A 23,911-nucleotide genomic window follows, 5' to 3' on the forward strand; every position below is an offset into this window, starting at 1 on the left:
CTAGCCTGTGGGCAGCAATGAAATGTCCGCCACCTGCAGGAACAGGTTGCGCAGACGGTTGAGCAGCGCCAGGCGGTTGTTGCGGATGGCGGTATCGTCGGCCATGACCATCACGTCGTCGAAGAAGCGGTCGACGGTTTCCCGCAGGTCCGCCAGGGACGTAAGCGCCGCGCCGTAGTCACCGCGGGCAAACAGCGGCGTGACCTTGTCCGCCTGGGCGTCAACGGCCTCGGCCAGGGCTTTTTCCGCAGCGTCCTGCAGCAGGCTGCTGTCCACCTGCTCGGAGATGCCTTCACCACCCTGCTTCACCAGGATGTTGGACACCCGCTTGTTGGCGGCAGCCAGGGCCTGGGCGGCCGGCAACTGACGGAAGGCTTCTACCGCGCGGATACGCTGTTCAAAGTCCAGTGGCCGGGTCGGGCGACGGGCATGCACAGCCAGGTAGACTTCGGCCCCGATGCCCTGCTCTTCGTAATGCGCGCGGAACCGGTCGAGCATGTAATCCACCACCGGCGTGACCGGATCGGCCACGGTCAGGCTGGTGAAGTTCGCGGCGGCCCACTCGCAGCAGGTCTGCAGGTCCAGCGGCAGTTCCCGCTCGACAATGATGCGCAGCACACCCAGGGCTGAACGGCGCAGGCCGAACGGATCACGCGTGCCTGAGGGCGGCTGGTCGATGCCGAACAGACCCACCAGGGAATCCAGACGATCCGCCAGGGCCACGGCACAGCCGGTCAGCGTCTGCGGCAGGTCGTCGCCGGCGAAGCGCGGCATGTACTGCTCGTTCAGGGCGGCGGCGACATCGCCCGGTTCGCCGTCGTTGCGAGCGTAGTACTCACCCATGATGCCCTGCAGGTCGGTGAACTCAAGCACCATCTCGCTGACCAGGTCGGTCTTGGCCAGCATGGCGGCGCGTTCGGCGTTCTCCGGTTTGCCGTCGATGGCTTCGGCAATCTTTTTGGCCAGCGCCGCCACCCGCACGGACTTGTCGTGCAGACTGCCCAGTTTTTCCTGGAACACGATTGGCTTGAGCGCGTCGATGCGGCTTTCCAGCGTGTGCTTGCGGTCGGTGTCGTAGAAGAAGGCGGCGTCCGCCAGGCGCGGCCGGATCACCTTCTCGTTACCGGAGACGACCTGCGACGGATCCTTGCTCTCCAGATTGGCCACGGTAATGAACAGCGGCAGCATGCGGCCGTCCTTGTTGACCACGTGGAAATACTTCTGGTGTTCCTTCATGGAGGAAATCAGCGCCTCGGCGGGCACATCCAGGAAGCGTTCCTCAAAATGGCCCAGCAACGGGACCGGCCATTCGTTGAGGGCGGTGACCTCGTCCAGCAGATCGTCGTCGATCACGGCCTGGGCGTCGCCCTGCTCACGGGCCAGGGCTTCGACGCCGGCGCGGATCTTGTCACGGCGCTCTTCGAAGCTGGCCAGCACGTAGCCTTCCTCACACAGGACCACCTCGTAGGCGTCCGGTGTAGGAATGATCAGCTCTTTCGGGCAGTGGAAACGGTGCCCGCGGGTTTCGTTGCCGGTGGGCAGACCCATGATGTTGGCGTCGATGATCTTGTTGCCCAGCAGCAGTACGATCCAGTGTACCGGGCGCACGAATTCCGCCTTGTGGGCACCCCAGCGCATCCGCTTGGGAATGGGCAGGCCGGCCAGCGATTGCTCCACCAACTCCGGGATCAGCTCGGCGGTAGCACGGCCCTGTTCAACCGTACGATACACCACCCAGGCACCCTTCTCGGTTTCCAGCCTGTCCAACTGGTCCGGGGTGACGCCTGCGGAGTTGGCAAAACCGGTGAGCGCACGGGTCGGGTTGCCGGCGTCGTCAAAAGCGGCCTTGACGGCAGGACCGCGTTTTTCCACCGCTTTGTCCGGCTGCGCATCGGCCAGCCCGTGGACGCGAATGGCCAGGCGCCGGGGAGCGGCAAACGACTCCACCTTGCCGTAGCTCAGGCCGGCATCATCCAGCCCCTTGCAGAAGCCGGACGTGAACGCGTCGGACAGTGTCTTGAGGGCCTTGGGCGGCAGCTCCTCGGTGCCGATTTCGACCAGAAAATCCTGTTTTGCCATGATCATGCGTCCCCTTTTTCCGCGTTGCCCAGCATTTCGTTACGCAGCGATTCCGGTGCCATGGGGAAGCCCAGGGCCTGGCGGCTGTCGAAATAGGCCTTGGCCACGGCCCGGGCCAGGGTCCGGACGCGAAGGATGTAGCGCTGGCGCTCGGTAACGGAAATTGCGTGACGGGCATCCAGCAGGTTAAACGTGTGCGAGGCCTTGAGGACCTGCTCGTAGGCCGGCAGGGCCAGACCCACTTCAATCAGTCGCTGGCTCTCACGCTCGTGGACGTCGAAGCAGTGGAACAGGAACTCGGTATCGGCGTGCTCGAAGTTGTAGGTGGACATCTCCACCTCGTTCTGGTGGAACACGTCGCCGTAGGTGACGACGCCATCCGGGCCGTTGGTCCAGACCAGGTCGTAGACGCTGTCCACGCCCTGCAGGTACATGGCGATGCGTTCCAGACCGTAAGTCAGCTCACCGGTGACCGGATAGCATTCCAGGCCACCCACCTGCTGGAAGTAGGTGAACTGGGTCACTTCCATGCCATTGAGCCAGATTTCCCAACCCAGGCCCCAGGCACCCAGCGTCGGCGATTCCCAGTTGTCTTCAACGAAACGGATATCGTGGACCAGCGGATCCAGGCCCAAGGCCCGCAGGGAATCGAGGTAGAGTTCCTGGATGTTGTCCGGCGATGGTTTGAGCACCACCTGGAACTGGTAGTAATGCTGCAGGCGGTTGGGGTTTTCGCCGTAACGGCCATCGGTGGGGCGTCGGCTGGGCTGTACGTAAGCCGCGTTCCAGGTTTCGGGGCCGATTGCCCGCAGGAAGGTGGACGGGTGGAAAGTACCGGCCCCGACTTCCATATCCAGCGGCTGCTGAACGACACAGCCGTGCCGTGCCCAGAATTGCTGCAGGGCCAGGATAAGGCCCTGGAAAGTCTTGATGTCCGTGTTTGCCATTTCAGTCACGACAATTGCCTGTTGATCCGTTTGGGTGTGGCGCCACTGCGTTCGAAAAATGGGGTTTTCCGGTGGGGAAACAACCCGGGCTGGCGCACGAAGACCGGCATTATACGCTTCTCGTCACGCTATTTCGAAACCTGTTCGCGGATTGTACAAATTACTGACAGGTGCCTGGTGCGGCGGCCTAGCGACGCCAAAACGCGGGAGTAAACAACACCAGCAAGGTGAACACTTCGAGGCGCCCCAAAAGCATGGCGAAGCACAGCACCCACTTGGCCACATCGTTGAGGGTGCCGTAATGGTAGGTGACCTCGCCCAGTCCGGGGCCGAGGTTGTTCATGGTGGCGCCCACGGCAGTCCAGGCGGTGACCTGGTCCAATCCGGTGGCCTGGAGAATGACCAGCAGCACCAGGAACATGAACATGTAAACCGAGAAGAAACCCCAGACGGCTTGCAGGACACGATCAGAGACCGGTCGGTTGCCCAGCTTTACCGGCATGACGGCGTTAGGGTGCAGCAGACGTTTCATCTCCCGCGAGCCCTGACGAAAAATCAGCAGCATCCGCACCACCTTGATACCGCCGCCGGTGGATGCCGCGCAGCCCCCCATGAAGGACATCACGAACAACAGGAACGGCAGCATCAGCGGCCAGACGGAGAAGTCGGCCGTGGCAAAGCCGGTGGTGGTGGCCATCGAGACGACCTGGAACATGCCCTGCGTTACGGCTTCCAGCGGCGGCAGCGTGTTGGTGAAAATCAGCACCAGGATGGTTACCAGGCTCACCCCCGCCAGGGCGCCGATATAGAGCTTGAATTCAGAGTCGCCCCAGTAGAGCAACACATTGCGCTGGCGCCAGGCCATGAAGTGCAGCGCAAAGTTGGCGCCGGAGAGCACCATGAAGACCACGGCGATCAGTTCGATGGCCGGGCTGTTGAAATAGCCGATGCTGGCATCGTGGGTGGAAAACCCGCCGATGGCGACGGTGGAGAAGCTGTGTCCGATGGCGTCGAACCAGTTCATGCCGGCGATCCAGTAGGCCACCGCACAGGCGATGGTCAGCGACACGTAGATGTACCAGAGCGCCTTGGCCGTCTCGGCGATGCGGGGGGTCAGTTTGTTGTCTTTCACCGGTCCGGGCACTTCCGCCCGATACAGCTGCATGCCCCCGATGCCCAGCATGGGCAGGATGGCCACCGCCAGGACGATGATCCCCATACCGCCCAGCCACTGCAGCTGCTGGCGATACCAGAGGATCGAATGCGGCAGCTGGTCAATGCCGGTGATGACCGTGGCGCCGGTGGTGGTCAGGCCGGAGACGGCTTCAAAGAGCGCATCGATGTAGGTGTGCGGGGCGTCGTTACTGAGGTAGAACGGGATGGAACCGGCGACGCTCAGCACCACCCAGAACAGCGTGGTCACCAGGAAGCCGTCGCGCACCCGCAGGTCGCCATGCTCGGAATGAAACGGGGCCCAGACGAACAGGCCGCCCACAAACACGATGGCCATGGCATCCGCAAAGCGGTTCCACTGCCCGTCGTCGTAGGCCAGGGAAATCGCCAGTGGCGGCAGCATGGTGAAGCTGAACAGCATCATCAGGATGCCGAGGATCTTCAGGATGACCGGCAGTCGCATAGGATCGGATCCGTCCGATTCAGAAGAAGGTCAGACCCACCTGGAACAGGCGTTCCACGTCGCGGATGCGCGACTTGTCCACCAGGAACAGGATCACGTGGTCGTCCGGCTGCACCCGCAGGTGGTCGTGGGCGATCAGGACCTCGTTGTGGCGCACGATGGCGCCGATGGTGGTGCCTTCGGGCAGCGTGATTTCATCGAGGCGTTTGCCGACCACCTTGGAGGAGCGGTGATCTCCGTGCGCGATCGCCTCGATCGCCTCAGCAGCGCCCCGGCGCAGTGAGTGAACGTTGACGACGTCACCCCGGCGAACGTGCGTCAGCAGGCTGCCGATGGTGGTCTGCTGTGGCGAAATCGCCACGTCAATTTCACCGCCCTGGATCAGGTCCACGTAGTCCGGGTTGTTGATCAGGGTCAGCACTTTGCGCACGCCCAGCCGTTTGGCCAGCAGCGAGGCCATGATGTTGGCTTCGTCGTCGTTGGTCACCGCACAGAACACGTCGGTGCTCTCGATGTTCTCTTCCAGCAGCAGGTCCTTGTTGGCGGCGTTGCCCTGCAGCACGATGGTCTTGCGCAGGTTTTCCGACAGCATCACGCAGCGGTCCCGGTTGCGCTCGATCAGCTTCACCTGATAGCGGTTTTCCAGGTTGTGGGCCAGGCGTTGGCCGATGTTACCGCCGCCGCAGATGAAGATGCGCTTGTAGGGTTTTTCCAGCGGCTGGAGCTCGCTCATGACCGAACGGATGTGGTCGGTGCCGGCGATGAAGAACACCTCGTCGCCGTCCTCGATCACCGTATCCCCCTGCGGGATGATGGGCCGGTCCTTGCGGAAAATGGCGGCCACGCGGGTATCGATCTTGGGCATGTGGGTACGCAGGTAGGACAGCTCATGCCCCACCAGCGGCCCGCCGGCGGTGGCCTGGATCGCCACCAGTCGCGCCAGGCCCTTGGAGAATTCCAGCACCTGCAGGGCGCCGGGATATTCGATCAGCCGCGTGATGTGGCGGGTGACCACCTGCTCCGGACTGATCAGCACGTCGATGGGAAAGCCTTCGGCGCTGAACAGTTCCTTGCGGGCGAGATAGGCGTTGGCGCGCACCCGGCTGATCTTGGTGGGCGTCTTGAACAGCGAGTAAGCCACCTGACAGGCCACCATGTTGGTCTCGTCGCTGTTGGTGACGGCGATCAGCATGTCCGCATCCTCGGCACCGGCCTGGCGCAGGACGCTGGGATAGGAACCATGCCCCTGGACCGTGCGGATGTCGAGCCGGTCCTGGAGTTCCCGCAGGCGGGAGCCGTCGGCGTCGATGATGGTGATATCGTTGGCTTCGTTGGCCAGGTTTTCGGCGAGTGTGCCACCGACCTGACCGGCGCCCAGGATAATGATCTTCATGACGTAGGAGTCCGATTGGCTGCTTGGTCGTCCATCCGGGTCAGGCAGGCATAGAAAAACCCGTCGTGTGATCCGGTCTCCGGGAATAACTGACGCCCCGCCCCGGTATCCAGTCCCCAGGCCAGGTCTTCCGGCAGGGTCAGGGCGGCTTCCTCATGCGCTTTCATAAAACGCTGGATTATACGGTGATTTTCCTGCGGGAACACGGAACAGGTGGCGTATACCAACCGCCCGCCCGGTTTCAGCGTAGACCACAGGCGCTCCAGCAGGTTGAGCTGGACCTGTGCCAGCCCGGCAATGTCCTGTTCGCGGCGCAACAGCTTGATGTCGGGATGCCGTCGGATCACGCCGCTGCCGCTGCAGGGCACATCCAGCAGGATGTGATCGAACGGCTGGCCGTCCCACCAGTTGTCGAGATCGGCCGCGTCGGCGGCGGCCAACTGGGCGTTCAGGCCCAGACGGTCGAGGTTTTCCCGCACGCGATTCAGCCGGTGATCGGATTGATCCAGCGCGACCATCTCCAGGCCCTCGACCGCTTCCAGCATTGCGCAGGTCTTACCGCCCGGTGCGGCACAGGCGTCCAGCACCCGCTGTCCGGGGGCGAGATCCAGCAACTGGGTACACAGCTGGGCGGCTTCGTCCTGAACGCTCACCCGGCCCTCGGCAAACCCGGGCAACTGGTCGACGCCGCAGGGCTTTTCCAGCTGGATGCCCTGTGTCGCAAAGCGAGTGGCTTGAGCCTGGATACCGGCTTCGGCGAGCTGTTGCAGATAGTCGTCCCGGCTGATCTGGCGCCGGTTCACCCGCAGGGTCATCGGCCCCTGCACGTTATTGGCTTCCAGCGCCGCCTGCCAGTGGTCCGGCCAGTTGTGGCGCAGCTTTTCCACCATCCATTCCGGGTGGCTCAGGGCCGCGGCGGCCGACGCGGGTTCTGGCTCCCCGTCCCGCTGGGCCGCGCGCAGGATGGCGTTCACCAGTCCTGCAAGATGGGGTTTGCCGAGTGAGCGGCAGGCCTCGACGGTTTCGTTGACGATGGCGTAATCCGCCTGACCGCTGTGACGCAGCTGGAACAGCGCCACCAGCAATAACGGCACCACGATGCGGTCGCCTTTGCGCAGCGGTTTGTGCAGCCGGGTCTGTAGCTCGGCCTGGAGTCGGTGATACCAGCGGCAGGTGCCAAAGCAGAACGCCTGCAGTTGGCTGCGTTCCTCATCGCTGACCTGGGCCAGCGCCGGCGGCAGCGCATCGGACAAGGACTGGCCCTCGCTCACCGCATGGATGACGCGGGCGACGACGGCGCGAAGGGGAAGATGCTGTCGCGCCATGTCAGTGCAGGACCTCGCCGAGGGCCAGCACGTCGCGGCCGCCGTTGATCAGATCAGAGATGGACTGGGCGCGGCTGCCGGGCAGCTGTACGCGATGCAGACGCAGCACACCCTCGGCGCAGGCCACATCGATGCCGTCCCGTCCCCGGGCGATGAGGGTGCCGGGGGCCTGGTCGCTGATTTCGGCCAATGCTTCGGCCGCGTGGATGCGCACCCGGTCGCTGTCGGTATCGACGAACGTGCCCGGCCAGGGATTGAAGGCCCGGACCAGCCGTTCCAGTGCGATGGCCGGCTGTTGCCAATCCAGGTGTCCTTCCTGCTTGTTCAGTTTATGGGCGTAACAGGCCTGGCTGTCGTCCTGCGTCTCGGCCTGTAACCCACCGTCGGCCAGTTCCTTCAGTGCGGTCAGGATCGCCTGGCCGCCTAGATCGGCCAGCCGGTCGTGCAGGCTGCCACCGGTGTCGTCGCCGGTAATCGGGGTGCTCAACTTGAGCAGCATGGCACCGGTGTCGAGGCCCGCGTCCATCTGCATGATGGTGATGCCGGTTTCCTCATCGCCGGCGGCGATGGCCCGCTGGATCGGTGCCGCACCGCGCCAGCGCGGCAGCAGGGAGGCGTGGATGTTGAGGCAGCCGCGGGCCGGGATATCCAGCACCGCCTGGGGTAGGATCAGGCCATAGGCGGCGACGATCATGACGTCCGGCTGGAAGGCGGCCAGCTCGGCCTGGGCGTCGGCGGATTTCAGGGATTCGGGCTGGCTTACGGGCAGATCCGCGTCCAGGGCCACCTGTTTGACCGGGCTGGGTGTGAGCTTGCGACCGCGACCGGCGGGCCGGTCGGGCTGGGTGTAGACGGCGACCACTTCGTGGTCCTGTTCCAGCAGCGCTTTGAGTGCGGTGGCGGCAAAATCCGGTGTTCCGGCAAAAACGATGCGCACGCAGCGCCTCCTCGAATCCGTGGTGTGACTGGAATGACCGCGATGGCCTTCTACAAACGAAAAGACCGGGCCTGGTGCCCGGTCCATCGTGTTCTATTGTAAACCACTTGGGGTGGGTCTGTGATCAGGCCCGGATTTTGTGCTGTTTTTCCAGCTTCTTGCGGATCCGCGTGCGCTTGAGCGGACTCAGGTAATCCACGAACAGCTTGCCTTTGAGGTGGTCCATCTCGTGCTGGATGCAGACCGCCAGCAGGCCCTCGGCTTCTTCCTCGAAAGGTTGGCCGTCTCGGCCGATCGCGCGGATGATCACGTGATCCGGGCGGCTGACTTCTTCATAGAAGCCGGGTACGGACAGGCAGCCTTCCTGCATGTCCTGAACATCCTGACCCAGGATTTCCACCTCCGGGTTGATAAAGACCCGCGGCTCGCTCTTGTCCTCCGACAGGTCCATGACGATGATCTGCTCGTGCCAGTTCACCTGCGTCGCCGCCAGCCCGATGCCCGGGGCATCGTACATGGTCTCGAACATGTCATCGATCAGCTTGCGCGTCTCGTCGGTGACCTCCTGGACGGGTTTGGCCACTGTGCGCAGGCGCGGATCGGGAAATTCCAGAATCTCAAGTATCATGGCTATCTATATCGTTCGTTTGACCGCGTGTGTTGATCAAAATGCGACGGCGTACCGCACATCATGATCGGCATGTTGTCTATGATCGTGGCACGGTCGGAAGTTTCAAGATGACAACATCAATAGTGCTGATAGTCTATTATCTATCAACTCCCGGACTGATTACAATCTGACCAGGCTTGCGGATAGCCGCGATCCCGGTTCGGCCGTGTTACGGTCTGAATCCAGAATTTACTGGAAGAACAAAAGATAACATCACAAATAGGCTGACATCTTCTATAGTAGGGGGATGTGGGTATGGGAACCCGTCTGCGGACGCCATCCGGGGTTTCAGGTTCCATTGGATAAAAGTAAAGCAATCAAGGACCCAGACAATGAGGAAACTGCTGTACGTTCTTACGGCTGTGCTGCTGTTTATGCAGGTGGCGCACGCGGCCGGCCCTGAGTTGCGGTCGGATCATCCCGATCGATACACCGTGGTCAAGGGCGATACCCTCTGGGACATCTCATCCCGTTTTCTGGACAACCCCTGGTACTGGCCGGAAATCTGGCACGCCAATCCGCAGGTTGAGAATCCCCACCTGATCTACCCGGGCGATGTGCTGGCGCTGGTGTACATCGACGGCCAGCCCCGTGTGACCAAGGTGGCCCGTTCCAACAACGGCGTGGTCAAGCTGTCGCCCAAAGTGCGCTCTACGCCGATCGACACACCGGTTCCGACCATTCCATTGGACGCGATCGAAGGGTTCCTGAGCGACACCCGCATCGTGGATCCGGAGGTGCTTGATGCCGCGCCCTACGTGCTGGAAGGTGAAGACTCCCGCATCGTGACTGGCGCCGGTGATCGCATCTATGCCCGCGGCAAGACCGACGCGGACAGCCTGGGCGTGTTCCGCCGCAACAAGGCCTACCACGATCCGGACACCAACGAGTTCCTGGGCCTGGAAGCCAAGTCCATCGGCGCGGCCGACGTCAAGGAAACCAACGGCGAAGTCCTGACCCTGATGCTCAAGCGTACTGACGAGGAAGTCCGCATCGGTGATCGTCTGCTGCCGACCGAAGACCGTCGCATCAGCCCGACCTTCACCCCCAGCGCGCCGGACAGCGACATCGACGGCACCATGATCGCCGTGGAAGGCGGCGTGACCCAGATCGGCCAGTACGATGTGGTGGTGGTCAACCGCGGTACCCGCGAAGGGCTGAAGCCCGGCAACGTGCTGGCCGTGTTCCAGGCCGGCAACACCGTGACCGACCCGTACACCAAGGAAGCCGTCAAACTGCCGGACGAGCGTGCCGGCCTGATGATGATCTTCCAGAGCTACGAAAAAATGAGCTACGGCCTGATTCTCAAGGCCAGCCGTACCCTGGCTGTCGGAGACCGCGTAGGCAATCCGTAACAGCAACGGTAGAATACGAACGGGAGCCGGTTTACGCCGCCTCCCGTTTTTTATGGCCAAGAGGCCGGTTTTGTCGGTACCAGGACGGTGCCGTCCCCGTCGAAGGAATGACAACCCATGACAGACACCACCCTGTCGCCCGCCGACGCGTTTCTGCGGGACCCCTGCAGTCCCTGGTTGCTGCTGGCCCACCTGCCCGGTCTGGGCGAACGCCGCTGGCAGGCCATTCTCGATCACCTGCCGGACCCGTCCGAACTGCTCACGCTCGACCCGGCCAGCCTGAGAACCATTGGTCTGCCGCCGCTGGCCCGTGCCGGCGTGCTGGCCTGGCAGCAGGGGGATCCGGATCACCCGGCCATGCAGGACGCGCAGGCCTGCTGGCATCGTCTGAAAGACCAGGCCATCCAGGTCATCCACTGGGGGCAGCCCGACTACCCGTCGGCCCTGCGCCAGATCCATGGCGCCCCGCCGGTGCTTTATCTCAAAGGTCAGCGCGATCTGCTGTCACGTCCGCAAATCGCGATCGTTGGCAGCCGGAATGCCACCCGCAGCGGCCTGGACCATGCCCGTCAGTTTGCCCGCGCCCTGGCTGAGCGGGGTTTTGTGGTCACCAGCGGCATGGCGCTGGGGATCGATGGCGCCGCGCATCAGGGTGCCCTGGACGTCGGCGGCACCACACTGGCGGTGTTGGGCACCGGTGTCGACGTGGTCTATCCGGCCGCCCATCGTGGTCTCGCCGCGGCTATTCCGGAAAGCGGGGCCCTGCTGTCGGAGTTTCCGCCTGGGACCCGCGCCCGGGCCGGCCATTTTCCCCGGCGCAACCGTATCATCAGCGGCATGGCCCAGGGCACGCTGGTGGTCGAAGCCGGCCTGCGCAGCGGTTCGCTGATCACCGCGCGGCTGGCGCTGGAGCAGGGGCGGGAGATCTTTGCCATTCCCGGCTCCATCCACAATCCATTGGCACGCGGCTGTCACCAGCTGATCCGACAGGGTGCCACGCTGGTGGAGTCGGTGCAGGATATTGAGGAGCAACTGGCGGCCTGGGGATCACCGGCGCCGGCCCCGGCACCTGCCGAGGAAGAGCCCGTCGTGCCGGAACATCTCGGCGCGGAGGCCCAGGCGGTGTTTCGGGCCCTGGCTTTCGATCCCTGCTCTACCGACGATTTGTGCGATCGCACCGGCCTCAGCGCCGACGCCCTCTTACAGGCTATCCTGATGTTGGAGATGGACGGTCTCGTTCTGACGGTTCCGGGGGGGTATCAGCGCGCCTGACAAGGGGCCATTATTGCGAGCAGATTGAGTGATGGTCATCGCTTCGGTCTGTTCACCCGCCAGAGCAAACGCCATAATGCGAGGCCAACTCCTGGCAGGTCGAGTCATGAACGAATTCCGAAATCCAACAAGCGACTACCCACCGGGCTGGTGGCATGTGCGGGAAAGCGCAGCGGTGATGGACGCCGGGGGCGTGATTGCCTACCCGACCGAAGCGGTCTGGGGCCTGGGCTGCGATCCCTGGGACGGCGCCGCCGTGGACCGGTTGTTGGCGCTGAAGGATCGCCCCCAGCACAAGGGCGTTATCCTGGTGGCGTCCTCTCCCGCGCAGATTGCGTTCCTGCTGGAGCCCCTGGAGCCGGCCCTGCGTGAGCAGGCGCTGTCCCATTGGCCGGGCCCGGTGACCTGCCTCATTCCGGATCTCCTCGACCAGATCCCGGAATGGATCAAGGGCGAACACAGCGCCGTGGCTATCCGCGTCAGCGATCATCCGCTGGTGCGTCGCCTCTGCACGGCGTTCGGCGGTCCGGTGGTCTCCACGTCCTGTAACCCGGCGGGCCGACCGCCAGCGCGCAGCCGCCTGCAGGTGGCCCGCTATTTCGAAGACCGCCTCGACTACATCCTGCCCGGTGCCCTGGGCCGTCAGCGACAGCCCAGTCGTATTATCGACCTGGTGTCCGGCCGCCAGTTGCGTTGAACCGATTCGGAGAAAGCCATGGAACCCAATAGCGCTGAAGTAAAGAAGTACTTACTATCGCTTCAGGACCGGATATGCGAGACCCTGTCCCGTCTCGACGGGCAAGCCAGTTTCGCAACCGACAGCTGGGACCGGCCGGAAGGCGGTGGTGGTATCAGTCGGGTTATCACTGAAGGCCGGATCTTCGAGAAGGGGGGTGTTAATTTCTCCCACGTCACCGGTGAGCAAATGCCGCCTTCGGCCACGGCCCATCGTCCCGAACTGGCGGGGGCGCCCTGGGAAGCCATGGGCGTGTCTTTGGTGATGCATCCCTGCAATCCCTACGTGCCCACCTCCCACGCCAACGTGCGCTTCTTTATCGCCCGACCCGAAGACAAACCCCCGGTTTACTGGTTTGGCGGCGGCTACGACCTGACGCCCTTTTACGGTTTCCGGGACGACTGCGTCCATTGGCACCGCACGGCGCGGGCCGCCTGTGCGCCCTTTGGCGACGAGGTCTACCCGCGCTACAAGCAATGGTGCGACGAGTACTTCCACATCCGCCATCGCCAGGAACCCCGCGGCATCGGTGGCCTGTTCTACGATGACCTGAACAGCGGCGACTTCGACCGGGACTTTGCCTTCATGCAGTCGGTGGGCGACAGCTACCTGACAGCCTACACGCCCATCGTTCAGCGTCGCCAGACCATGGACTATGGCGACCGGGAGCGGAATTTCCAGCTCTATCGCCGCGGACGCTACGTGGAATTCAACCTGGTCTACGATCGCGGTACCCTGTTCGGCCTGCAGTCCGGGGGCCGCACCGAATCGATCCTGATGTCCATGCCGCCCCTGGCCCGCTGGGACTACAATCGCCAGCCCCGGCCGGGCACGCCGGAGTATGAACTGACCGCCTATTTCCTGACCGATCGGGACTGGCTGGCCGAGGAGGACGCCAACGCATGACCCAGGACCTGTACGCCGTGATGGGCAACCCCATCAGTCACAGCAAGTCGCCATTGATTCACAGCCTGTTTGCCACCCAGACCGGGGAGCCGGTGGAGTACACCGCCATCCAGTGCCCGATGGACGGTTTTCATGGCGCGGTAAACACGTTTTTCGAGCGCGGCGGCAAAGGCCTGAACGTGACGGTGCCATTCAAGGAACAGGCCTGGAAACTGGTGGACGTCCTGAGCCCCGGCGCTGAAGCGGCCGGTGCGGTGAATACCCTGTTTCGGGACAGCGACGGTCGCCTGTGCGGTGAAAACACGGATGGCCTGGGGCTGGTTCGCGATCTGACCGTCAACCAGCGTATCGACCTGAAAGGCGCCCGCATTCTGGTGCTCGGGGCCGGCGGCGCCGTGCGCGGCATCATGGCGCCGCTGTTGAGAGAGCGACCCGCCGAGGTGGTTATTGCCAATCGTACGGTGGCCAAGGCGGAAGCCCTGGCGGACTTGTTTGCCGGCGATGTGCCGGTGACAGGCTGTGGTTTCACCGATCCGAAAGACGCGGTCGATTTGATCATCAACGGCACCAGCGCCAGCCTCCAGGGCGATCTGCCGCCTCTGGACCGCCGCGTGGTGGGTCCGAAAACCATCACCTACGACATGATGTACGGTCCCGACCTGACGCCATTCAACCAATGGGCGCGGGATCACGGCGCACCACGCGTTATCGACGGCCTGGGCATGCTGGTGGAGCAGGCGGCGGAAGCGTTTGCGTGCTGGCGTGGCGTGCGGCCGGAGACCTCGCCGGTGATGGCCGCATTGCGGGACCGCGTGGGTTAGTCGGCTTTAACACCCTCCCTTAACGCTTGGTTACAGGATTGGGGCCGCCAAGTAGGCTATTCTCAGGATTGTGCGAATTGGGGCGAGTTGATTGGAACGATCGACGCCCGCGTATTCCTGAACCAGATAAGGCAATCCATGGATATCCTGACCCTCGTCGGACTGATCGCCGGTGTCGCGATCGTGACCGTGGCGATGCTCGCCGATGCGACCATCAACACCTTCCTCAATATCCCCGGCCTGATGATCGTCGTGGGCGGCACCTTTGCCGTCACCCTGATCAAGTTTCGCCTGCGGTCCGTCGCCAGCTCCTTCCGGCTGGCGCTCAGCACGGTCTTTCGCGAGACCTCGGACCGCCCCATTGAGCTGATCCGCAACGTGTCCGAGCTGGCACGGGTCGTGCGCAAGGAAGGCATCCTGGGTCTGGAATCCCATGAAACCGGCAACGACTTTCTCGCCAAGGCCATCAACCTCTGCGTCGACGGCCACCCCCCGGAACTGATCGAGGAGGCCCTGCTGGAAGACATGCAGCAGCGCATGGAACGCTACGACGTGGCGGAACGTATCTTCCGCGGGATTGGCGACGCGGCCCCGGCCATCGGGATGCTGGGCACCCTGGTGGGCCTGGTGCAGATGCTCAACACCCTCGACGATCCCTCCTCCATCGGGCCGGCAATGGCCATTGCCCTGCTTACCACCCTGTACGGCGCCTTCATCGCCCAGTTGATCGCCCTGCCCCTGGCGGACAAGATCCAGCTCAAGGCCGAAGACGAACAGCGTAACATGGCGCTGATCGTCACTAGCATCCAGAACATCATGAAAGGCCAGAACCCGCGGGTCATCACCGAATTGCTGTCGGCCTACATCACTCCGGAGCAGCAACAGGTCCTGGCGCGGGAACGGGAGGCCTGATCCATGCCGGCATCCCGACTGCCGCGTCAACGCCGGAAGAAACAGGCCGCAGGCGCCCCCAACTGGATCGTCACGTTTGCGGACCTGGCGACTCTGTTGCTGACCTTCTTTATCCTGCTGCTGTCGTATTCCACCATGGACGTGGCCAAGTACAAGGCGATGGCGGGCTCCCTGGCGGGCGCCTTTGGCAGCAGCGTGATCCAGGACGATGCGGTTGGCGGCAGCCCGCTGACCCTGATCGAAAGCGATACCGTCCCTCCGGCGCCCGCCCAGCAACCGGCCGTGATTCCGCCGGACCAGCCCCAGCTGATCGATGACAGTCCCAAGTCCACGGCCGATGTCACCGAAATACCGGAAGGCGTGACCGAACTGGCCAGCCGCTTGATCCGGGAGCTGGAAAGCGAAGTGGCCGAGGGCGCGCTGAACGTGAAGTACGACACCGAGAAGGTGGTCATCCGCTTTGCCGAGGACGCCACGTTCCAATCCGGCAGCGCCGAGCTGAAACCGGATATGGAACCGATCCTGGCGCGGGTGGTGGATGTGTTGGCGGAATGCCAGGGCGATGTGGTGGTGGCAGGCTATACTGATGATCGGCCGATAGTAAGTACCCGCTATCGATCTAACTGGGACCTGTCGGCGGCACGGGCGGTGTCGGTGGTCCATGAACTGGTGATGAACCGCAAGGTGCCGGCCAAGCGGGTCGTCGCCGCCGGCCGGGCCGAGACCAATCCGCTGGTGCCCAACAATTCACCCGAGAACCGGGCCAAGAACCGCCGGGTGGAAATCAGCATTCGCGACCCGCAGTGCACGGCCAAGGCAAACACGGCGGACTTACCGGTGGAGATCAATCCCTAGTTCGATGTGACCGCTGATGCAACGCGAGGGGATCCGGCTGTTGGTGTTATCGCCAAAGTCTGAAGGAAGCGACGGGGCACCCTGGCCGGAGGAGGGACAGGGATGTCCCGGTTGCATTAGCCGGCCAGGGACGGCCGTCTAATGGCAACGCAGGCCAGGGTGCCCCGTCGCTTCCCCGCACAAGCTCCGCACCGTTACAAAGCGGCCCCGGGAATTTTCTTATGACGCCACGCCAGAACCTCATGCGCTATTCATATAACGTTTAAGCGCCAACCCCGTTATACTGTCGCCCCTCCAGGGGCACACGTCGGCCTCCTGTGGGTGTCGGAAAAATATTAAAGCATTGATGAGGGTAGCTATGAGTGGACCGGACAAGCCGAAGGTCATTGGGGAAGAATGGAGTGATGAGCGGGTCAAGAGCTTCCTGTTCATAACCCCGTATGACACCGCCCTGAACCCGGACTACCAGGTGCTCATCAAGGCCTACCAGGCCATGCGGGCCGGGGATTTCGAGCGGTTCCTGGGCTTCTTCACCGAAGCCGGCCGCGACCTGAATGCAAAGAGCGAAAGCGGCCAGACCATCCTCGACCACATCAGCGAGCATCGTCGCAGCGTCGAGTACGTGGCATCGCTCAAGAAGTTCGGGGCCAAAGGCGCAGCCGAAGTCTGATCCTACGGATGGCTGACATGGGTGGGCTTAGACGCCCACCTCCTGATCCTCTTCCCTAATCGGTCAGCCCGAACAACGAGCCGTAACGCAGGCCGATATAGGCGTGCTCACGCATGAGCATTTCCGCCCGGGCGCCCTCGCCCTCCCGCAACGCCTGAAAGACCAGCCAATGCTGCTGGTGCGCCATGAAGAGCTTGCGGTATTCCCCATCCAGGCAGCGTTTATCGATGATGATGGATTCCGCTGAGGCAAACGGCAGGTGGTCATTACGGCGGATGGCATCGGCAATCACCCGGGTGCCGGTGGCTTCGATGATGGTGCGGTGAAAATCACCATTGAGCCGGCTCCAGTCGGTAATGTCCGCGTCTTCCAGATACCCTTTGCTGAACAGCCGGTCGCCTTCGGCCAGGTAGCGTTCAAGTTGCTCGCGAACCGGATCCGTCAGTCCCGCCTCGGCCAGTCGGCGTGCCGCCAGCCCTTCCAGGACCCCGCGCACCTCCACCGCAACCTGGACGTCCCGCTCGGAGAACTCCCGCACCACAAAGCCGCGCTTACCGGTACGCTCCAGCAGACCTTCCTGCTCCAGTGTCCGAAAGGCCAGGCGCACCGGCGTGCGTGACACGCCGAGGTCTTCCGCCACGCGCACTTCACCGATCCGTTCGCCTTGATGGTATGCGCCTTCGCTGATCATCTTGCGCAGCTGGGTGACCACGCTCCTGTTTTCACTTGCCACAGACTACCTGCCTCATGCGTTGCTGTTGTGTTGTGCGGCGTTGCTTTTCCGCTGGATTCAGGGGCTTCCCTGAAACAACCGTTTTGGATCCAGAAACGTCGCCATTATGACGACAAACGGTCGTAATCCCTAATCAGCCCCGAGTCACCTCCTGTCTCGCCCGGCCCATCTCCGTGGACTATGTCACCTGGAATTATTGGATCCAAAAAGTTTGTTTTTGTTTGACATTGACCTCTAAAACTTATTTATTGGATCCATAACCTGAAGTGCCCACACAACGACAACACTGAACTGAGGGTTTGATATGTATCCCAAGAACACTTGGTACGTCGCCTGTACCCCTGATGAAATCGATGGTCAGCCCCTGGGCCGTCGTGTCTGTAATGAATCCATTGTGTTCTTCCGTGGCGAGAACGACCGGGTCGCCGCCGTAGAAGACTTCTGTCCCCACCGCGGAGCGCCGCTGTCGTTGGGTTTTGTCCGCGATGGCCAATTGGTCTGCGGCTACCATGGCCTGGAAATGGGCTGCGATGGCAAATGCTCCAGCATGCCGGGACAGCGGGTGCGCGGCTTTCCCGCCATTCGCACCTACCCGGTGGTGGAGCGTCACGGCTTCATCTGGGTGTGGCCGGGCGAGGCCGACAAAGCGGATCCGGCGGACATTCCCCACCTGCACTGGGCCGAGAGCGACGACTGGGCCTACGGCGGCGGTCTTTACCATATCCAGTGCGACTACCGGCTGATGATCGACAACCTGATGGACCTGACCCACGAAACCTACGTGCACGCCTCCAGCATTGGCCAGAAGGAAATCGATGAAGCGGCCCCGGAGACCAAGGTCAACGGGCAGGAAGTCACCACCAGCCGGCACATGTACGACATTCCGGCGCCGCCGTTCTGGCAGAACGCGCTGCGCGGTAATGACCTGGATCCGGATGTGCCGGTGGATCGCTGGCAGATCTGCCGGTTCACGCCACCCAGCCATGTCATGATCGAAGTCGGCGTGGCCCACGCCGGCAAAGGCGGTTACGACGCAGCGCCGGAAGACAAGGCCGCCAGCATCGTGGTGGATTTCATCACTCCGGAAACCGACACCTCCATCTGGTACTTCTGGGGGATGGCCCGCAACTTCAAACCGCAAGACGAGGCGCTCACCGAGAGCATTCGCGAAGGCCAGGGCAAGATCTTTTCCGAGGACCTGGAGGTGCTCGAACGCCAGCAACTCAACCTGCTCCAGCATCCACAGCGCAAGCTGCTCAAGCTCAACATCGATGCTGGTGGCGTCCAGGCCCGCAAGATCATTGATCGGCTGATTGATCAGGAGCGTGCTGCCGAGAACTCCACGGAAACCGCCCGGGCCGTCTGAGACGGACGACCGTTTTACCGACGCGCGGTCGTCCGGACCGCCAGGGGGAAATCATGATTGATGTTGTTGTTATTTCCGTCCGTCAGGAGGCGACCGATATCCGCAGCTTTGAGCTGGCTCGGGCGGATGGCGCCGAGCTGCCGCCGTTCGAAGCCGGCGCCCATATCGATGTGCATTTGCCGGATGGGCTGATCCGCCAGTATTCACTGTGCAATCCCGGCGCGGTCTCGGGCTACTACCAGATCGGCGTGCTGCTTGAACCCGGATCGCGGGGCGGCTCCCGAGCCATGCACGCACTGCAGGTGGGCGACCGGCTGCAAATCAGTGAGCCCCGCAACCTGTTTGCATTGGCGCCCGAGGGGCGTCGAAGCCTGCTGTTTGCCGGCGGCATCGGCATTACGCCGATCCTTGCCATGGCTGAGGCGTTGGCGCAATCCGGCCGGGCGTTCGAATGTCATTACAGCGTTCGGTCACCGGACCGGACCGCGTTCCGGGAGCGGTTACGGCAACCGGCGCTGGACGGCCGGGTGCATGTGTACAGGGACGAAGGCGGCGATGCCCGACTGGATGCTGAGAGCGTCCTGGCGTCGCCGGCCTCGGATACCCACCTTTATGTCTGCGGGCCGCCGGGCTACATCGACTATGTCCTCGGTATGGCCAAGACACTGGGTTGGCCCGACGCCAACCTGCACCGGGAATACTTCAGTGCCGGCGAGGATCCGGCCCACAAGGCGGACGATGGCCGCTTTGACGTGAAGATCGCCAGCACCGGACAGGTCATCGCCATACCGGCCGACCAGACCGTCGCCGAAGCCCTGGAGCGTGAGGGCATCGATATTCCCCTGTCCTGTGAACAGGGTATCTGCGGTACTTGCCTGACCCGGGTTCTGGACGGCGTACCCGATCACCGCGACCTGTTCCTCAGCGAAGCCGAGCAGGCGGCCAACGATCAGTTTACCCCTTGCTGCTCAAGGTCGTTAAGCAAACAGCTGGTCATCGATCTGTAGGCCAGGCGCCAACCGCAGGAAAAGAGTGAATGCCCCCCGCCCGGAAGGCGAGGGGCAAACCGATGGGATCGGCTTATTCGACCTGTACTTCAATGGAGCGGGGTTGAGCCGGCTCCACTTTCTTCAGGGTCAGGGACAGCACACCATCCTTGAAGTTGGCGTTGATCTCGTTTTCCGAGACGTTGTCCGGCAGGGTGAAGCGGCGCATGAACGAGCCGTAGACCCGCTCGACCCGGTGGGTCTTGCCTTCGCCGGACTCTTCCTTCTTCTGGCGCTCACCCTGCAGGGTCAACACGCCGTCGTGTACGGTGACTTTCACGTCTTCTTTCTTGATGCCCGGCAGTTCCGCGTGGATTTCGAAGGCCTCGGGCGTTTCGTGGATGTCCACGGCCGGGGCCCAGTCGCTGCGGCGGAACAGGTCGCGGTTTTCGCGATCGCCCTGGGTGCTCGGGAGTCCGAAATGACGGTTGTAGCGATCCAGCAAATCCTCGAATTCGCTGATGGGGTTCCAACGTGTGAGATTGCTCATGAGAGTTTCCTCCAAACGAACCTGAGATCATGTTTGAGCGCCCCCTGATTCGATCAGGAGGCAACGACTTCAGACCCGTTCAAGGAAGATCCCGACACAGTGGCGCCAACTGGCTGGGCTTTCCTGAACTGGTTATTTCCGTATCTAAGAGCGCTTCGACGGATTTCAAGGGCTCATTTTTTGATCTGGATCAGCAAAATCGCCAGGTCTACTGACCGGCCTCCGCCCGGTATTCGTCCTTGAGCTTCACGTAGTTGGCTGCGGTGTACTTGAAGAATCCGCGTTCCTTGTCGCTCAACGGGCGCGCCTGCTTGCAGGGACTGCCCACATACAGGTAACCGGATTCCAGCGTCTTGCCCGGCGGCACCAGGCAGCCGGCGGCGACGATCACCTCGTCCTCCACCACGGCGCCGTCCATGATGATCGACCCCATGCCCACCAGCACCCGGCTGCCGACGGTGCAGCCATGCAGCAGTGCCTTGTGGCCGATGGTGACGTCGTCGCCGATGGTCAGCGGGTAGCCGCCCGGGTTGTAGTCGCTGGCGTGGGTGATGTGCAGGACCGAGCCGTCCTGGACGCTGCAGCGGGCGCCGATGCGGATCCGGTGCATGTCACCACGGATGACCGTCAGCGGCCAGACGGAACAGTCGTCTCCCAGTTCCACGTCACCGATCACCTGGGCACTGGGATCGATCCACACCCGTTCGCCGGTTTTTGGGCTAAACCCCTTGTGAGAACGTACTTGAGTCATTACATAAGTCCTATACAGATCCGCGTGCGGGCGGCATTGGCGTATGATGAGTCATACAGTAGAGTACCGGTCCCGTGCCTGTCACGGACCACCACCGCCCGCAACAGCCCGTCATTGATCCGGTATCAGTGACTTTAATTCGGCGAGTAAGGAGCCCCATGAACAATCCGCTGCTGAGTGACGACCTGCTTCCCCGCTTCGACCATGTCCGGGTGGAGCACATGGAACCGGCGATCGACCAGATCCTGAGCGACAATCGCATGCAGATCCAGGAACTGGCTGCCCAGTCCGAACCGACCTGGGAAACCCTGTTCCAGCCGATGCAGGCGCTGGACGATCGACTGAACAACGCCTGGTCGGTGATCTCCCACCTCAACGGGGTGATGAACAGCGACGAGCTGCGCGATGTCTACAAGCGCTGCCTGGAAAAGCTGACCGAGTACGGCACCGAGCTGAGCCAGAACACCGAACTGTGCAACGCCTACAAACGGCTGGCGGATAGTCCTGCGTTCCAGGAACTGGACGAAGCCCAGCAGAAGGCCATCAACAACACCCTGCGGGATTTTCACCTGGGCGGCGTCGACCTGCCCGAGGACCAGAAAAAGCAGTTTGCCGACCTGTCCCGGGAACTGGCCGAGTTGACCAACCGCTTCAGCGACAACGTGCTGGACGCCACCCAGCACTGGTTCAAGCACATCACCGATGAAGCCGAACTGGCCGGCCTGCCCCAGAGCGCACTGGACGGTGCCCGCCAGGCGGCCCAACAGCGGGACCTGGATGGCTTCGTGATCACCCTGGATTTCCCCAGCTTCTTCCCGGTCATGACCTACGGCGACAATCGCGAACTGCGCCGTGAAGTCTACGAGGCCTTCGTCACCCGCGCCTCCGATGTGGGGCCGGATGGTGGCCACTGGGACAACACCCCGGTGATGGCGGAAATCCTCAAGCGCCGGCACCAGCAGTCCCAACTGCTGGGCTTCGACAACTATGCCGAACGTTCCCTGGCCACCAAGATGGCCCGCAGCGTCGATGAGGTGATGCACTTCCTGCAGGAACTGGCTGCCAAGTCTCGTCCGGTCGCGGTGCAGGAATTCGACGACCTCAAGGCCTTCGCGAAAGACGAGTTTGGCGTGGACGAGCTGGAAGCCTGGGACATCGGCTACTACAGCGAGAAGATGCGTCAGGCGCGCTACGACATTTCCCCGGAAACCCTGCGCCCCTGGTTCCCGGCGGAGACGGTGGTTAACGGCCTGTTCCGCGTCGCCGAACGCCTGTTCGATCTGACCATCGAACCGGACACCAGCGTCGAGACCTGGCACAAGGACGTCACCGCCTACCGCATCCGCCGCGGCGACGAGACCATCGCCTGGTTCTACCTCGATATGTACGCCCGCAAGGGCAAGCGTGGCGGCGCCTGGATGGCCGACTGCCGGGTCCGCTGGCGCAATCTGCGGGGCAGCCTGCAGTTGCCGGTCGCGTTCCTGACCTGCAACTTCACGCCGCCGGTGGGCGACAAGCCGGCACTGCTGACCCACGACGAGGTCACCACGCTGTTCCACGAATTCGGTCACGGTCTGCACCACATGCTGACGCAGGTGGAAGTGGCGGATGTGTCCGGCATCAACGGCGTGGCCTGGGATGCCGTCGAGCTGCCCAGCCAGTTCCTGGAGAACTGGTGCTGGAACCCGGAATCCCTGGGCCTGATCGCCAAGCACCACGAAACCGGCGAACCGCTGCCCCAGGACCTGCTCGACAAGCTGCTGGCCGCGAAGAACTTCCAGTCCGGCATGCAGATGGTGCGTCAGCTGGAATTCTCGCTGTTCGATTTCCGCCTGCACTCCGAGTTCACGCCGGAAACGCCGGTGAACCCGCTCGACATGTACCGTCAGGTGCGTTCGGAGATCGCCGTCACCGAGACGCCGGAGTTCAACCGCTTCCCCAACAGCTTCTCGCACATCTTCGCGGGCGGCTACGCGGCCGGTTACTACAGCTACAAGTGGGCGGAAGTGCTGGCGGCAGACGCCTTCTCGCTGTTCGAGGAGAATGGCATCTTCGATCCGGAGACCGGCCACGCGTTCCTGCACAACATTCTGGAACGGGGCGGTTCCCGCGAGCCGATGGAACTGTTCAAGGCCTTCCGCGGGCGCGAGCCGGAAGTGGACGCCCTGCTGCGGCAAACCGGCATCACCGACGACGCGGCCTGATCGATTGATGGCGGGGCCACGGCCCCGCCGAACACAACCCCTGGAGAGCCGATGGCGACCCCCAAACGATTCATCGCCGGCGCAGTTTGTCCTCGCTGCGGCGAGATGGACAAGCTCATGATGCAACAGACCGAGGAAGGCCAATTCCGCGAATGCGTGGCCTGCGGTTTTGAAGACGCCCAAACCCCGGACGGCCAGCCCCTCGGCGAGCTGGAAACCCGCGTGAACAAACGCCGCAATGAGGACGACCACACCGTGAAGCAGGTGGTCTTCTTCAAGGCCGCGGCGGATGAAGACGGCGAGGATTGAACCCAACGCCGGAGGAGCTTGAGCATTGATCTTCAATGTAGCCGACGCTTCAGCTTCGGAGTCGGCCGGAGATCTTCCTACGGCTTTGATAGATCTCAATTCCATGTAGGTTGGGCTGACGCAGGAAGCCCAACAGACCGGGTTTGCGGCCGAGCCCACTCAATCTCATGGCCGCCGAGCCGGCTTTCGAGAGCCCATGCTTGAGGTGTGTCCGCTTATTGTTGGGCTTCCTGCGTCAGCCCAACCTACGGCTCTCTGCCTGTTCAACCGGAGCATGGGTAACACTTTGAACCGGCAACATGGGTTACACCTCTTCCCCCGCGTGCCACCGGCATGCGGGCTCCAGTCGCGCGGTTTTAAGGTTGATGTGGCCCAGCAGATGGGTGCTGTATCGCACCTCTACTCGGTCATCCTCAACCTCTTTCAGGCCCACGCGGTGCCTGGCTAACAGCTCACTCACGTAGATCAAATGGCCCTGCCACTTGATCTCGCCGTTGT

22 protein-coding genes and 1 pseudogene are annotated in these 23,911 nt (G+C 62.7%); 12 read left to right on the forward strand and 11 right to left on the reverse strand.

The window, feature by feature from the left end:
* From glyS to def, 7 genes are all read right to left on the reverse strand, one after another.
* Entirely contained in the window at positions 1-2,079 is a 2,079-nt protein-coding gene (gene glyS / locus EB809_RS05890; RefSeq protein WP_123633887.1) for a glycine--tRNA ligase subunit beta, read from the reverse strand.
* Between the two features lie 2 nt (positions 2,080-2,081).
* Positions 2,082-3,026, reverse strand: a complete 945-nt coding sequence (glyQ, locus tag EB809_RS05895; protein ID WP_123633921.1) for a glycine--tRNA ligase subunit alpha — start codon at positions 3,024-3,026, stop codon at positions 2,082-2,084.
* A 187-nt stretch (positions 3,027-3,213) separates the two neighbouring features.
* Positions 3,214-4,662 (reverse strand): TrkH family potassium uptake protein, encoded by a 1,449-nt coding sequence (locus tag EB809_RS05900; RefSeq protein ID WP_123633888.1) that lies wholly within the window; start codon positions 4,660-4,662, stop codon positions 3,214-3,216.
* A 19-nt stretch (positions 4,663-4,681) separates the two neighbouring features.
* Positions 4,682-6,055 carry a Trk system potassium transporter TrkA gene (trkA, locus tag EB809_RS05905; RefSeq protein WP_123633889.1) on the reverse strand — a complete coding sequence of 458 codons (1,374 nt, stop codon included), beginning with the start codon at positions 6,053-6,055 and terminating at the stop codon, positions 4,682-4,684.
* Positions 6,052-7,380 (reverse strand): 16S rRNA (cytosine(967)-C(5))-methyltransferase RsmB, encoded by a 1,329-nt coding sequence (gene rsmB, locus EB809_RS05910; RefSeq protein ID WP_123633890.1) that lies wholly within the window; start codon positions 7,378-7,380, stop codon positions 6,052-6,054. Before rsmB ends, trkA begins: the two co-directional genes overlap by 4 nt.
* Position 7,381: 1 nt before the next feature.
* On the reverse strand, positions 7,382-8,317 hold the full coding sequence (gene fmt / locus EB809_RS05915) for a methionyl-tRNA formyltransferase (RefSeq protein ID WP_123633891.1): 936 nt from the start codon (positions 8,315-8,317) through the stop codon (positions 7,382-7,384).
* A gap of 124 nt (positions 8,318-8,441) precedes the next feature.
* A complete protein-coding gene (gene def, locus EB809_RS05920; protein ID WP_123633892.1) occupies positions 8,442-8,945 on the reverse strand; it encodes a peptide deformylase in 504 nt (167 codons plus the stop codon).
* Positions 8,946-9,319: 374 nt separating this feature from the next.
* On the opposite strand from def, the gene EB809_RS05925 reads away from it, so the two are divergent.
* The 8 genes from EB809_RS05925 to EB809_RS05960 all read left to right on the forward strand — a co-directional run bounded on the left by EB809_RS05925 (position 9,320) and on the right by EB809_RS05960 (position 16,514).
* Positions 9,320-10,342, forward strand: a complete 1,023-nt coding sequence (locus EB809_RS05925) for a LysM peptidoglycan-binding domain-containing protein (RefSeq protein WP_123633893.1) — start codon at positions 9,320-9,322, stop codon at positions 10,340-10,342.
* 117 nt (positions 10,343-10,459) lie between these two features.
* The gene (gene dprA, locus EB809_RS05930) at positions 10,460-11,614 is read left to right on the forward strand and encodes a DNA-processing protein DprA (RefSeq protein ID WP_123633894.1); all 1,155 of its coding nucleotides are present in this window, start codon (positions 10,460-10,462) and stop codon (positions 11,612-11,614) included.
* A gap of 106 nt (positions 11,615-11,720) precedes the next feature.
* Positions 11,721-12,311 (forward strand): L-threonylcarbamoyladenylate synthase, encoded by a 591-nt coding sequence (locus tag EB809_RS05935; RefSeq protein ID WP_123633895.1) that lies wholly within the window; start codon positions 11,721-11,723, stop codon positions 12,309-12,311.
* Between the two features lie 18 nt (positions 12,312-12,329).
* Positions 12,330-13,256: an oxygen-dependent coproporphyrinogen oxidase gene (gene hemF, locus EB809_RS05940; protein ID WP_123633896.1), complete on the forward strand. Its 927-nt coding sequence runs from the start codon at positions 12,330-12,332 to the stop codon at positions 13,254-13,256.
* Positions 13,253-14,077 (forward strand): shikimate dehydrogenase, encoded by an 825-nt coding sequence (gene aroE / locus EB809_RS05945; protein ID WP_123633897.1) that lies wholly within the window; start codon positions 13,253-13,255, stop codon positions 14,075-14,077. The genes hemF and aroE overlap by 4 nt, the downstream gene beginning before the upstream one ends.
* A 138-nt stretch (positions 14,078-14,215) precedes the next feature.
* Positions 14,216-14,989 carry a motility protein A gene (locus tag EB809_RS05950; protein WP_123633898.1) on the forward strand — a complete coding sequence of 258 codons (774 nt, stop codon included), beginning with the start codon at positions 14,216-14,218 and terminating at the stop codon, positions 14,987-14,989.
* 3 nt (positions 14,990-14,992) lie between these two features.
* A complete protein-coding gene (locus EB809_RS05955; RefSeq protein ID WP_123633899.1) occupies positions 14,993-15,844 on the forward strand; it encodes a flagellar motor protein MotB in 852 nt (283 codons plus the stop codon).
* A 358-nt stretch (positions 15,845-16,202) separates the two neighbouring features.
* Positions 16,203-16,514, forward strand: a complete 312-nt coding sequence (locus EB809_RS05960; protein WP_123633900.1) for a PA4642 family protein — start codon at positions 16,203-16,205, stop codon at positions 16,512-16,514.
* Between the two features lie 55 nt (positions 16,515-16,569).
* On the opposite strand, the gene EB809_RS05965 is transcribed toward EB809_RS05960, so the two are convergent.
* A complete protein-coding gene (locus tag EB809_RS05965; RefSeq protein ID WP_123633901.1) occupies positions 16,570-17,247 on the reverse strand; it encodes a GntR family transcriptional regulator in 678 nt (225 codons plus the stop codon).
* Positions 17,248-17,551: 304 nt separating this feature from the next.
* Here EB809_RS05965 and EB809_RS05970 point away from each other — a divergent pair, with 304 nt between their 5' ends.
* Positions 17,552-18,613, forward strand: a complete 1,062-nt coding sequence (locus EB809_RS05970) for an aromatic ring-hydroxylating oxygenase subunit alpha (RefSeq protein ID WP_123633902.1) — start codon at positions 17,552-17,554, stop codon at positions 18,611-18,613.
* A 53-nt stretch (positions 18,614-18,666) separates the two neighbouring features.
* Positions 18,667-19,620: a PDR/VanB family oxidoreductase gene (locus EB809_RS05975; RefSeq protein ID WP_123633903.1), complete on the forward strand. Its 954-nt coding sequence runs from the start codon at positions 18,667-18,669 to the stop codon at positions 19,618-19,620.
* Positions 19,621-19,693: 73 nt separating this feature from the next.
* Here the strand turns inward: EB809_RS05975 and EB809_RS05980 are convergent, their stop codons facing one another.
* Together EB809_RS05980 and EB809_RS05985 are read right to left on the reverse strand one after the other, a co-directional pair.
* On the reverse strand, positions 19,694-20,149 hold the full coding sequence (locus EB809_RS05980; RefSeq protein ID WP_123633904.1) for an Hsp20/alpha crystallin family protein: 456 nt from the start codon (positions 20,147-20,149) through the stop codon (positions 19,694-19,696).
* A 208-nt stretch (positions 20,150-20,357) separates the two neighbouring features.
* Positions 20,358-20,900 (reverse strand): gamma carbonic anhydrase family protein, encoded by a 543-nt coding sequence (locus EB809_RS05985; RefSeq protein WP_123633905.1) that lies wholly within the window; start codon positions 20,898-20,900, stop codon positions 20,358-20,360.
* Between the two features lie 158 nt (positions 20,901-21,058).
* On the opposite strand from EB809_RS05985, the gene prlC reads away from it, so the two are divergent.
* Positions 21,059-23,104 carry an oligopeptidase A gene (gene prlC / locus EB809_RS05990; protein WP_123633906.1) on the forward strand — a complete coding sequence of 682 codons (2,046 nt, stop codon included), beginning with the start codon at positions 21,059-21,061 and terminating at the stop codon, positions 23,102-23,104.
* 51 nt (positions 23,105-23,155) lie between these two features.
* The gene (locus tag EB809_RS05995) at positions 23,156-23,413 is read left to right on the forward strand and encodes a YheV family putative zinc ribbon protein (protein ID WP_123633907.1); all 258 of its coding nucleotides are present in this window, start codon (positions 23,156-23,158) and stop codon (positions 23,411-23,413) included.
* A 304-nt stretch (positions 23,414-23,717) separates the two neighbouring features.
* On the opposite strand, the pseudogene EB809_RS21045 reads toward EB809_RS05995, so the two are convergent.
* Positions 23,718-23,911, reverse strand: a pseudogene (locus tag EB809_RS21045) (integrase); the annotation flags it as partial.

It is taken from the genome of Marinobacter sp. R17 (genome assembly GCF_003789045.1).
Lineage (GTDB): Bacteria > Pseudomonadota > Gammaproteobacteria > Pseudomonadales > Oleiphilaceae > Marinobacter_A > Marinobacter_A mangrovi.